At 69.8% G+C, this 11,551-nt stretch carries 9 protein-coding genes; 2 read left to right on the top strand and 7 right to left on the bottom strand.

The genetic code is table 11. The annotated features are described in order from the left end of the window. Positions 1–190: 190 nt before the first annotated feature. Positions 191–1,228 carry a GIN domain-containing protein gene (locus FHS74_RS26125; protein ID WP_184807200.1) on the top strand — a complete coding sequence of 346 codons (1,038 nt, stop codon included), beginning with the start codon at positions 191–193 and terminating at the stop codon, positions 1,226–1,228. 131 nt (positions 1,229–1,359) lie between these two features. On the opposite strand, the gene FHS74_RS26130 is transcribed toward FHS74_RS26125, so the two are convergent. The 7 genes from FHS74_RS26130 to FHS74_RS26160 all read right to left on the bottom strand — a co-directional run bounded on the left by FHS74_RS26130 (position 1,360) and on the right by FHS74_RS26160 (position 10,202). Then, a complete protein-coding gene (locus tag FHS74_RS26130; protein WP_184807201.1) occupies positions 1,360–1,935 on the bottom strand; it encodes a hypothetical protein in 576 nt (191 codons plus the stop codon). 98 nt (positions 1,936–2,033) lie between these two features. Beyond that, the gene (locus FHS74_RS26135; RefSeq protein ID WP_184807202.1) at positions 2,034–3,368 is read right to left on the bottom strand and encodes a M16 family metallopeptidase; all 1,335 of its coding nucleotides are present in this window, start codon (positions 3,366–3,368) and stop codon (positions 2,034–2,036) included. Continuing rightward, complete coding sequence (locus FHS74_RS26140) at positions 3,365–4,798, bottom strand: M16 family metallopeptidase (protein ID WP_343067041.1); 1,434 nt, start codon at positions 4,796–4,798, stop codon at positions 3,365–3,367. Before FHS74_RS26140 ends, FHS74_RS26135 begins: the two co-directional genes overlap by 4 nt. Before the next feature lie 220 nt (positions 4,799–5,018). After that, positions 5,019–5,522 (bottom strand): DUF3035 domain-containing protein, encoded by a 504-nt coding sequence (locus FHS74_RS26145; protein WP_184807204.1) that lies wholly within the window; start codon positions 5,520–5,522, stop codon positions 5,019–5,021. A 112-nt stretch (positions 5,523–5,634) separates the two neighbouring features. Further along, positions 5,635–6,132 carry a signal peptidase II gene (gene lspA / locus FHS74_RS26150; protein ID WP_184807205.1) on the bottom strand — a complete coding sequence of 166 codons (498 nt, stop codon included), beginning with the start codon at positions 6,130–6,132 and terminating at the stop codon, positions 5,635–5,637. Then, positions 6,129–9,008, bottom strand: a complete 2,880-nt coding sequence (gene ileS, locus FHS74_RS26155; RefSeq protein WP_184807206.1) for an isoleucine--tRNA ligase — start codon at positions 9,006–9,008, stop codon at positions 6,129–6,131. The genes lspA and ileS overlap by 4 nt, the downstream gene beginning before the upstream one ends. 243 nt (positions 9,009–9,251) lie before the next feature. Next, positions 9,252–10,202, bottom strand: coding sequence for a bifunctional riboflavin kinase/FAD synthetase (locus FHS74_RS26160; RefSeq protein WP_184807207.1), 951 nt, complete (start codon positions 10,200–10,202; stop codon positions 9,252–9,254). A gap of 366 nt (positions 10,203–10,568) precedes the next feature. Between FHS74_RS26160 and FHS74_RS26165 the strand changes: the two genes are divergently transcribed. Further along, entirely contained in the window at positions 10,569–11,543 is a 975-nt protein-coding gene (locus FHS74_RS26165; protein WP_184807208.1) for an alpha/beta fold hydrolase, read from the top strand. Positions 11,544–11,551 lie beyond the last annotated feature (8 nt).

An 11,551-nucleotide genomic window follows, 5' to 3' on the forward strand; every position in this document is an offset into this window, starting at 1 on the left:
TTCGGATGGGGATTCCGTCTCTTTGACGCGATTTTATGGCGCTTTTGACGTCTCGCGGGCCGCCGCCCCATGGGGCCACTTGGCCGCCGGCGACGCGCCGGAGCGGCCCCAAGCCCGCGAGCGCCCTTGATCGACGCCCGCCACAGGCGACAATGGCGCCGAACACCGCCATCCCTGGGGAGATCCGGCCATGTCCCGCCACCGCCACCGCACCGCCCTCGCCTTGATTCTGTCGCTGGCGGCCGGCGGTGCCACGACCCCGGCCTGGGCGCTGGACCGAACCTGGACGCTGGAAGGCCAGGACCTGAAGATCGCCAGCCCCTGCGCCCGGTCGGTGCAGATCACCGCCGCCGCCGACACCAGGTCCATCCGCGTCGTGGCGATGGCGGATGACGCGGGGGAGATCGATCAGCTGGCGGCCAGCGGCGGCCAGACGGCGCAACTCTCCGCCACCGGGCGGCGCTGCTATCACCGGGGTGAAGACTGGAACCGGTGGCAGCCCACCCTGCGCATCGAGATCGTCGTGCCGGCCGGCACCCCGCTGGACGTGCAGGAAGGCGGGTCCACCGACTACGCCGCGTCCGGCGGCTTCGGCGCCCTGACGCTGACGCTGGACGGGTCGGGGAATTTCAAGGGCGGTCGCGTGACCGGCGGCGCCCGGGTGCGGTCCCATGGCTCCGGCGACATGGAACTGGACCGTCTGGACGGCGCCTTGACGGTGCGGGCCGCCGGCTCCGGCAATATCACCATCACCCAGATGGCGGGGCCCTCGACCGACCTGGAATCCAGCGGCAGCGGCAACATCACCATCAGCGGCGGCAGCGGCGGGGCGACGACCGCCAAGATCAACGGGTCGGGCGACATCACCCTGCCGGCCGTGGGCAGCCTGCGTCTGGTGGCCCGGGGCTCCGGCGACACGGTGGCGGCGCGGGCGCAGGGGGAGGTGTCGGCGGAACTGTCGGGCTCGGGCACGCTGAAACTGCACGCGGTCTCAGCCCCCACCGCCCTACTGAGGCAGTCCGGCAACGGCGACATCACCATCGATGGCGGAGAGATCGGCAGCCTGACGTCCACCATCAGCGGCAGCGGCGATCAGGTGATCCACGCCAAGGTCACCGACGCCAGCGTCTCACTGAGCGGCAGCGGCGACGTGCATATCGATCAAGTCACCGGCCACCTGGACCAGACGCGCAGCGGCAGCGGCAGCGTGCGCGTCGGCGGCCACTGACCGCCACGCAACGGGGGTGCTCTCCCCGCCTAGAGCAGATCGTGCAAAAGCGGAATCGCCTTTGCGCGTGAAGCTGCTCGCGGACAGGCTCAGCTGTAGCCGGCTGTGGTTCCGATTAAACGCAGCCGGCTCTAGCGCGCCTGGCGGCGGGCGGGCCGCACCATGGTGCGGGACCGGGGCATGCGCACGGGCTCCGCCTTGCTTGGCCCCCGTTCCTCTTCCAGGTCGAACAAGCCACCGCCGGCCGTCGCCATCGCCATCGTCGGTTCCGCCGCGCGCGGGGCGTTGGGCATAACCGTCAGCGGCAGGCCGATGGCGCCGCCCAGCGCTTCCGCCATCTCCTTGGGCATGGCCCGTGACGACAGGGTGGGACTGACGGCCTGGGGCAGCATGGCGTCATCACTGAGCGTGCGGTATTCGCGCACCAATTCCTGCAGGGTCGACCAGACGGAGCGGATCTCACCCTCCAGCACCTCGCGACGGCGGTGCAGGGCGACCGGATCCGCCTTGATGGCGGCGAGGATCGCGGCGATGGGCATGCCGTCGATATGGTCGGGGGCGGCGGCCGCACGGGCGCTGGGCCGCCGGGTGCCCAAGCCATTGGGCACGGGATTGTCCTGCGCAGCCGCCGGCATCGGCCGTTCCGGGACGGAAACGGGGGCGGCCGGGAAGAAACGCGCCTTGAAATCATCGAACGTGAACGTCATCCGAACCCCCCAACAGCCTGATCGCGGTCAGGGACCGTTCAGCAACTCCCATGCCAGCGGTTGCGGCAGCGAGCTGTCAACAAGCCTTGCATATCGCATCATTGCGGGACGCCAGCACCCCCAACCACCACGGTCGCCATGCCCTCGGGCCGCAGCAAGCGCGCCGCCACCCGCTGAACCGCACCGCGCGTCACGTGGCGCAGGGCGGTCGCCCGGTGATCCAGGTAGGCGGCGGGAAAGCCATCGCGGCGGATGTCCAGCAACAAGGCGGCGATGGCCCGGTTGCTGGTGAATTGCAGGGGAAAGGAACCGATCAGGAAGGCCTGGGCGTCGCGCAGTTCCCGGGCCGTCACCCCCCGCGCCGCCACATCCGCCAGGGTCCGGCGCACCAGGTCGAGGGCCTCGGGCACGGTGCGATTGGCCGTGGAGCCGTTGACCACCAACAGATTCGCGTGCCGGTATGATTGCAAATTGCATTGCACATCGTAAGCCAGCCCGCGCTGGTCGCGTACCGCCGCGACCAGGCGGGATTCCAGCCCGTCCCCACCCAGGATGTGGGCCAGCACCAGGGCGGCAGGCCAGTCGGGGTCATCCGGCGCCACCCCCGCCGCCGCCAACACGAACAGACTCTGCTCTCCGGGCCAGGGCAGGGCCTGACGTTGCCCATGGGCGGCGGGCACGCGATCGGGAATGGCGACGGGGGCGCCGGCCGCCGGCAAATCGCCGAAAATCCCGTCCACCGCCGTCGCCAGCTCCGCCGGGGAGATGTCGCCGGCCGCCGTCACCAGCAAGCCGTCGCGGGCCAGCCGCCGGGCGGCGAAGCCTCGCAGGTCATCGGGCGTGATAGCCGCCAGGGTGTCGGGCGTGCCGCGCAGGGGCCGGCCGTAGGGGTGGTCGGAAAACAGCTCGCGGGCCAGGGCATGGTAGGCGGCGGTCACCGGATCCGCCTCCTGCCGCGTCACGGCCACCTGGAACTGGCCGCGGATACGGGCCACGGCGTCGGCGTCGAAGCGGGGCGCCACCAGGGCCAACCGGGCCAGGGCGAACGCCTCCTCCCGGTTGTCGCGCAGGGTCAGCAGCGCGCCGGAAAGCCAGTCGCGGCTGGCGGTGAAGGCCAGGCCGATGGAGCGATCGGCCAGCCGGCCCTGGAAGGCCACGGCGTCCAGATCGCCCGCCCCCTCATCCAGCAGGCCGGCCGTCATCGCGGCCAGGCCCAGGCGATCGGGGGGATCGGTGGCCGCCCCGCCCCGAAAGGACCAGTTCAGCGCGATGATGGGGTTCTTGCTGTCGCGCACCAGCCAGACCTCTATGCCCCCGGGGCTGACCACGCGTTGCACCAACGATTCCCCGGCGACCGTCGCGGCCGCCGCCGGCAGCGCGGCCAACAGCAAGGCCAGCGCAATGACCAGCCGGCGGATCAACGCCGCCCTCATCGAATCGCCCCCGCCATCCCGGCCGCCCCGGTCGCCGCGATATCCTCCAGGGACTCCTCCGGCGCCGCCGCGTCCGGATCGGGCACCATCACGGCAATGACCGAGGCCCCGCTCCCGGGGCCCGCCCCCATCAGGGTGCGCAGCGCCCGGTTCACGTCGGCCACCGTCACGGCGGCGATGCGCTCGGGCCAGGCCTCCACATCCGCGACCGTCTGGCCAGTGGTCAGTGCCACGCCGAATTCCGAAGCGGGCCCCTGCAGGCTGTCACGGGCATAAAGGGCGCCCACCCGCAGGCGCTGGATGGCCCCCGCCACGTCCGCCTCGCCCACCCCGTCATGCAGCAGGCGGGCGATCTCCACGTTCAGGCCGGCCTCGACGTCGGCCAGGGCCACGTCGGGGCCCGGCACCACGCCCAGGCTGAACTGGCCGGGGCCCAGCACATCGGCCTGGTAGTCCACGCTGACACCCGCCGCCAGGCGCTGGCGCACCACCAGCGCCTGGTAGAGGCGGCCGGTGGCCCCACCGCCCAGGATGGTCTGCAACACCTCCAGCGCGTAGACCTGGGTCGGGTCGTTCACCGCGCCGGGCGCCCAGCCGTGGGAGGGGGCGATCCACACCCGGCTCAGCGCCGGCTGGCGCACCTGGCCGTCCTTCATCTCTATGCGCTTCGCGTCCCCACCCGGCGGCGGCGGCGCCCCCCGCGCGGCCCGGCGATCCGGCACCGGGCGGGCGGGAACGCGGCCGAAAGTGGCCTCGACCAGGGGACGCAACCGCGCGGCGGTGACATCCCCCGCCACCACCAGCACGGCGTTGTTGGGCGCGTACCAGGTTCGGTAAAAGTCGCGGGCATCCGCCGGCGTCAGGGTGGACACCTCGTCGGCCCGGCCCACAACGGGGCGGCGGTAGGGATAGGTCGCGAACAAGGCGGCCTCCACCTCTTCACGCAGGCGGGCGGCGGGGTTCGCCTCCGTCCTCTGCCGCCGTTCGTTCAGCACCACCGCCAGTTCCGGCGCGGCCGTCTCCGGACGGATGCGCAGGTGGGCCATGCGGTCAGCCTCCAGCGCCAGGACCAGGGGCAGGCGGTCACGGGCGATGGTCTGGAAAAAGGCGGTCTGATCCTGATTGGTGTAGGCGTTCTCCACCCCGCCATCGCGGGCCACCTGGCGGGAGAAGCCGCCGGAGGGCACGGCGGCGGTGCCGCGGAACATCAGATGTTCCAGATAATGGGCCAGGCCTGACTTGCCCGCCGGGTCATCAGCCGCGCCCACCTTGTAGAACAGCATCTGGGTGACGACCGGCGCCCGGTGGTTGGGCACCACCACCACCTGCAGCCCGTTGGACAGGGTGAAGCTTTCCGGATCGAAGACGCGGGCGGCGACGGGAACCGCCGGCGAAAGCCCGAGGGCAAGCGTCAGGATAGCGATGCGCACCCGCCATGAAGGCCGCCGGAAGACGCCCAAGGCCCCGCCACTCCCCACGTCAAGCCGCCCCATTCCCCAAAAGGAATATCATGGGCGGGCCGGGTGTCCATGGGAAGCTAGACGTCGGGATGGGCGCGCGCCTCCCCCGCTTTTCCTGAAACCGGGGCGCCCATGGCAAAAAGCCCGGGCGGGAGGCAATCCCGTCCGGGCCTTGAGGCCTGTCGAACGCTTAGCGGGCGCCGGCGGAGCTGCTGTCGCGGTTGAGGACCGGCGCGTTGTCCTTCGGCGCGCTGTCGCCCTTCCAGAACATCAGGCTGTCCAGGAAGCTGCGGTCGCCCACGACCACGCCCGGCCACTCCTTGTCCACGATCTTGCGGATCTGGGGGTCGGCCTGGTCGGCGCCGGCCTTGGCCACCAGGGCGGCCTCGCCCTTGCTCTGGTTGGCGGTGGCCGAGGCCACGGCCGTCGCCTCGGTGGTGGCGGCGCCGAAGACGGTGCTGGTGGCCCGCGTCTCCTTGACGATTTCCTGCGGGCGGGGGCTGCCGGGCTGCGGCGGACGCAGGTTGAAATCGGGCGGCACCTCCAGCGGCGCGCGCGCCAGCACGCGGAACTCGTCGGGGGTCGGCCGCGACCCGCCGAACAGGTAGTCCAGGCTGTCACACCCCGTCAGGGCTGCCAAACCGGCCGCCGCGAGCATCAGCCGCGCGCTAAACACCTTAGAATTCTCGCCCATATCCTCGTCCGTCGAATGTGAGCCCCGCGATAGCGGGACCCCGTGAACCTGACCCGAAACCAAAACCGTTCCCAACCGGGAGACCCGACCATCACCCGTGATGGCCGACACCCTACCGCGTCGCGGGCTTGACGAACAGCCCATCCACGACCAGCACCAGCATGCCGACAACGATGCCGCTATCGGCAACGTTGAATGCCGGCCAATGCCATGCCGCGATGTGGAAGTCCAGAAAATCAACGACGGCGCCCAGGCGCAGCCGGTCGATCACGTTCCCCAACGCCCCGCCTATCACCATGCCGGCGCAGACCGCCTCGATCAGGCGGCTGGCACGGCGCATCCACACCGCCATGGCGGCGGTGATCACCAGGGCTAACACGATCAACATGACGGTGCCCGTCGCGCCGCCCTGATTAAACAGGCCGAAGCTGACGCCATGGTTCCACACCAGCACCAGATTGAAGAAGGGCAGCAGGATCACGCCGTCGCCCGCCTGGGTGAAGCGGTCCAGGATGGCGGCCTTGCTGGCCTGGTCGAGGGCCAGCACCAGGATCGCCGCCAGCAAACCCGGGATGCCGAACCGCCCCAACATACGGGTCAGCATGCTCATGCTTGGTGGCCCCCAGCGGGACCAACGGCGTCATCACAGCGGTGGCACAGCTGCTCCACCCCCTCGGCCGCTGCCGGCACCTCCGGCAGGACGCGCCAGCAGCGCTCGCACTTCTCGCCTTCGGCCGGGCCGAACACCACACCCACGCCAGCCACGTCGGCCAGGGTGAACGCGCCCTCCGGCGCCGGGCCCACCGTCACGGTGATGCCCGAGGTGATGCTGATCTCCGCCAGGTCCAGCCCAGCCAGGGCCGCCCGGTGGGTGTCCTGCACGTACACCGTCGGATGGGCCTGCAGGGAGGAGCCGATGGTCTTGTCGGCGCGCTTCAGTTCCAGGGCACCCGTCACCACGCGGCGCACGTCGCGCACCACCGCCCAGCGGGCGGCCAGGTCCTCATCCCGCCAGGCGGACGGGATGTCGGGGAACTGGCGCAGGTGGACGCTTTCGGCCAAGGCGGCGCGGCGGGCGTCGTCACCCTCCGCCCGGAAGGCCAGCCAGGCCTCCTCCGCCGTGAAGCAGAGGATGGGGGCCAGCCAGGCGGTCAGGGTCAGGAACAGCTGCTCCAGCACCGTGCGCACGGCGCGGCGGCGGTCGCTGGTGGGCGCATCGCAGTACAGGCTGTCCTTGCGGACGTCGAAGTAGAAGGCCGACAGGTCGACCGCGCAGAAATTGTGCAGCTCGGTGATCAGGCGGTGCAGGTCATAGTCCTTGGTGGACTGGCGCACGATGGCGTCCATCTCCGCCAGGCGGTGCAGCACCCAGCGCTCCAGGTCCGGCATGGCGGCCGGTTCCACCCGCTCGGCGGCCGTGAAGTCGGCAAGGGCGCCCAGCAGATAGCGCAGGGTGTTGCGCAGGCGGCGGTAGAGATCGGCGTTGCTCTTCAGGATCTCCTTGCCGACCTTCAGGTCTTCGGAATAGTCGGAGCCGACGACCCACAGGCGCAGGATGTCGGCGCCGTATTCCTCCATCACCTGCTGCGGCGCCACCACGTTGCCCAGGGACTTGGACATCTTGCGGCCCTGCTCATCCAGGGCGAAGCCGTGGGTCAGCACCGCCTTGAAGGGCGCGCGGCCGCGCGTGCCGCAGCTTTCCAGCAGCGAGGAGTGGAACCAGCCGCGGTGCTGGTCCGACCCTTCCAGGTAAAGGTCGGCGGGCGACGACAGGTCGTTGCGCCGCTCCAGCACGAAGGCGTGGGTGGAGCCCGATTCGAACCAGACGTCGACGATGTCGAATACCTGGTCATAGTCGGCGGGATTATAATCCGGGCCCAGGAAGTCGGCGGCAGGCCGGCTGTACCAGGCGTCCGCCCCTTCGGTCTCGAAGAAGGTGGCGATGCGGTTCAGCACCGCTTGGTCCTTCAGCGGCTGGCCATCCGCCTTGGACAGGAACAGGGCGATGGGCACGCCCCAGGCGCGCTGCCGGCTGATGCACCAGTCGGGGCGGCTTTCCACCATGGCGTGGATGCGGTTCCGGCCCTGCGGCGGCACCCACCGCGTCTCATCGATGGCGGCCAGCGCCCGCGCCCGCAGGTCGTTGGTGTCCATGGAGATGAACCACTGCGGCGTGGTGCGAAAGATCAGCGGCGCCTTGGACCGCCAGCTGTGCGGATAGCTGTGCTTCAGGTTGCCCTTGGCCAACAGGGCCCCTTGGGCGATCAGCGCGCTGATGGACTTGCCGTTGGCGTCGCCCGGCTTGCCCTCGGGCGTGTAGACACGGGCGCCGGCGAACAGCGGCACGTGGGCATAGTAGCTGCCGTCCGCGTCCACGGTCTGCGGCACCTCAAGCCCGAACTTGCGACCCAGGTCGAAGTCCTCGGCACCATGGCCGGGGGCGGTGTGGACGAAGCCGGTACCGGCGTCGGAGGTGACATGGTCGCCCGGCAGCAGCGGCACCGCATAGTCATAGCCGCCGTTGGCGTCCAGATGGCCGCGGAAGGGATGGGCCAGGATGGCGCCGTTGAGGTCGGCGGCGGTGACGTCCGTCCCCTTCTCGAACGTCGCCTTGGCCGATGCCGCCACGCCCTCGGCCAGCGGCTGGGCCAGGATGAGCTTTTCACCCACCTTGGCCAGCGAGCCCTCCTGAACCTCGGTCACGGTGTAGACGGCGTAGGCGATGTCCTCGCCATAGGCGACCGCGCGGTTGCCCGGCATGGTCCAGGGCGTGGTCGTCCAGATGACGACGGCGGCACCGTTCAACGCGGGCGTGGGCGCCGTCACCACGGGGAAGCGCACCCAGATCATGGGGGAGGTCACGTCCTGGTACTCGACCTCCGCCTCGGCCAGGGCGGTCTTTTCCACCACCGACCACATCACCGGCTTGGCGCCCTTGTACAGGCCGCCATTCAGCAGGAACTTGTGGATCTCGCGGACGATGGCGGATTCGGCGTCGAAAGCCATGGTCAGATAGGGATTCTGCCAATCACCCTCCACACCCAGGCGGCGGAACTCACCCGCCTGGATGCCCACCCATTCGGCGGCGAAGTTGCGGCATTCGGCGCGGAACTGCAGGACCGGCACCTCGTCCTTGTCCTTGCCGGCCTTGCGGTACTTCTCTTCGATCTTCCACTCGATGGGCAGGCCGTGGCAGTCCCAGCCGGGGACGTAGACGGCGTTGCGGCCCTGCATCTGCTGGCTGCGGATCACCACGTCCTTGAGGATCTTGTTGACCGCGTGGCCGATGTGGATGTTGCCGTTGGCGTACGGCGGGCCGTCGTGCAGCACGAAGGGCTGCCGGTCCGCGCCATCCTGGCGCAGCTTGCCGTAAAGGTCGATGGCCGCCCAGTGGGCCAGCAACTCCGGCTCCTTCTTCGGCAGGCCGCCGCGCATGGGGAAATCGGTGCGCGGCAGGAAAACGGTGTCTTTAAGATCGCGGGTCATGGCGGGTCAGAAATCCGGTGTTCGGATGGCGGCCCTGCCCCGGACGCGCATGCGGGCGCCCCGGGGGTAAGGCCGGCGGGAGTGTGGTGGTGGCGGTACGCGAGCGCGCCCCGGGTCCCGGCCCCCCTCAGGAGACCGGGTCGATAATTCGCAGGTCCATGACCCTGATCTGGCGCGTTGGCAACATGGGGGCGGATGTTAGCAGCCGGCCCCGGCGGGTCAAGCTGAAGCGCGAGGACAGGGTCATACCGCGGGCAACAGCGCCAGACGGCGCCGAGCCTCGGCCGAATCCTGGATGATCTGGTCCTTCAGCGCCTGGAAACTTTCGAACTTCATCTCCGGCCGGATGAAGTCCAGCAATTGCACACGGACATGGCGGCCGTAGAGGTCCTCATCGAAATCGAACAGGTGGGCTTCCAGCCGCTCAACCAGGCCGCCCACAGTGGGCCGGCGGCCCAGATTGGCCACACCGTCATGCCAAACGGTGTGGGCGCCCTCATCCACGCCGGCGCGCATGGCATAGACGCCGAAGCGCGGGCGCAGATAGTCGTGGACCTCAATGTTGGCGGTGGGGAAGCCGATGGTGCGGCCCCGCTTGTCGCCATGTTCCACCCGCCCTTCGATCTCGAAGGGATGCCCCAGGATCCGGGCTGCCGCCAGGGGACGGCCTTCCTGCAGGTGGCGGCGCACGGCCGTCGAGGAATAGGGCTCACCGGCGCTGTCGGCCACCGGCCGCGCCTCGGTCACGCCGAAGCCGTGCCGGACGCCCAGGGCGCGCAGCAAGGCCATGTCGCCGCCCCGGTTGTGGCCGAACAGGAAGTCGTACCCCGCCACCACGTGATGCGCGCCCAGGCCCCGCACCAGGACCTTGTCCACGAACTCCTCCGCCGTCATGTGCGACAGCGCGGCGTCGAAGTGCAGCACCACCAGCAGATCCACGCCCAGCGCTTCGACCAGATGGGTCTTGATGCGCAGGGGCGTCAGGCGAAAGGGCGGGTCGTCGGGGCGGAAGACGCTGCGCGGATGCGGCTCGAACGTCAGCACGGCGGACGGACGGCCCAGATCGGCCGCCAAGGCCCGCGCCTGGCCGATGACGGCCTGGTGCCCCAGATGCACGCCGTCGAAGTTGCCCAGGGCCACCACGGCGCCGCGCACGTCGGCGGGGGCATCTTCATAGTGGCGCAGGAGCTTCATCGGCGACGGCCTTCAGTCGATACTCGATAGAGTAAGGGGCACTTAAAAAGTGGGCATGCAAGGCTAACGGCTATCCGTTGCGTCCGGATATAGGCTTTAACGCCTCCCGCTGCAAAGCCCCCATGCGCACATGCGCCCCTTCCGCGCGACGGGGGGCTGACCAGGCCGGCAAGCCGCTTTTCAGCGGCGTTCCCGCCCGGGATCCCGGGCGATGTGAGCCAGCGCATAGCACGCATGGAAAAGCCGGCACTAATCTGACAAAACGTGTCCGGGATTTGCCTGCCCAGTCTTGATCGGCATCCCGAATCACGCGGACAATGCGGAACAACGACAACCGGGTATATCGGCTTGGGAACGGTCGCCGTCATGGACAACGCAGTCGAAACACCTGCCGGGTGGGAGCGGACGGCCGCCGGCCCCGGCTGGGCCTTCCGCTATCTGGACCGCCCCGATGGCGCACGCCTGCGCCTGGGAAGCTGGCAGGGGACCGACACCTGCCGGCGCGGCACCTGTTTGCTGGTCAATGGCCGCAGCGAATTCATGGAAAAGTACGCCGAACAGGCGGGGGAGTGGGCCGCCCGCGGCTGGCGCGTCGTCTCCTTCGACTGGCGGGGCCAGGGCCTGTCCTCCCGCCCGCTGGACAACCGCCAGATGGGCCACATCGACGATTTCGGCACCTATCTGGACGATCTGGACGCGATCATGGCGGCGCTCTGTCCGCCCACGGGAAACGTCGTCGCCTTCGCCCACAGCATGGGCGGCCACCTGATGCTGCGCCACGTGCTGGAGTGCGACACGGCGATGGAGGTGCCGCGGCTTAAAGCCCTGATCCTGTGCGCCGCCATGCTGGAGATCAACACCGCCCCCCTGCCCAACCGCGCCGCGGCGCTGATCGCCACCCTGGCGTGCCGCCGTGGCCGGGCGGAGGCCTATGCCCCGGGGCAGCACGATTTCGACCCGGTGGCGGAGGCTAAACGCTTCGACGGGAACCCGCTGACCAGCGACCCCCGCCGTTTCCGGGTGGCGCTGGACGCCTGCCGGCACCAGCCGGACCTGTGCCTGGGCGGCGTCACCTATGGCTGGCTGGCCGCGGCCTTCCGGTCCATGGACTATCTGGCCCACAGCACCCTGTCGGGGGTGGATCTGCCCATCCAGATCCTGGCTGCCGGCGGCGACCGGGTGGTGCGTTCCCCGGCCCTGCGCGCCCTGGCCCGCCGCCTGCCCGACGCCCGCTTCCACCAATATCCCGGCGCCCGGCACGAGCTGATGATGGAACGCGACACCATCCGCAGGCTGGTGTGGGAGGATATCGACGCCTTCCTGGAAGATACGGGGCTGTAGCCCAGGGG

Source organism: Nitrospirillum iridis (assembly GCF_014205765.1).
Lineage (GTDB): Bacteria > Pseudomonadota > Alphaproteobacteria > Azospirillales > Azospirillaceae > Nitrospirillum > Nitrospirillum iridis.

Bases quoted from the DNA above. Each gene is read 5' to 3' on its own strand.
- FHS74_RS26165 (WP_184807208.1), top strand. From the start codon at position 10,569: ATGGACAACGCAGTCGAAACACCTGCCGGGTGGGAGCGGACGGCCGCC.
- FHS74_RS26160 (WP_184807207.1), bottom strand. From the start codon at position 10,202: ATGAAGCTCCTGCGCCACTATGAAGATGCCCCCGCCGACGTGCGCGGC.
- ileS (WP_184807206.1), bottom strand. From the start codon at position 9,008: ATGACCCGCGATCTTAAAGACACCGTTTTCCTGCCGCGCACCGATTTC.
- FHS74_RS26145 (WP_184807204.1), bottom strand. From the start codon at position 5,522: ATGGGCGAGAATTCTAAGGTGTTTAGCGCGCGGCTGATGCTCGCGGCG.
- FHS74_RS26130 (WP_184807201.1), bottom strand. From the start codon at position 1,935: ATGACGTTCACGTTCGATGATTTCAAGGCGCGTTTCTTCCCGGCCGCC.
- FHS74_RS26125 (WP_184807200.1), top strand. From the start codon at position 191: ATGTCCCGCCACCGCCACCGCACCGCCCTCGCCTTGATTCTGTCGCTG.
- lspA (WP_184807205.1), bottom strand. From the start codon at position 6,132: ATGAGCATGCTGACCCGTATGTTGGGGCGGTTCGGCATCCCGGGTTTG.
- FHS74_RS26135 (WP_184807202.1), bottom strand. From the start codon at position 3,368: ATGAGGGCGGCGTTGATCCGCCGGCTGGTCATTGCGCTGGCCTTGCTG.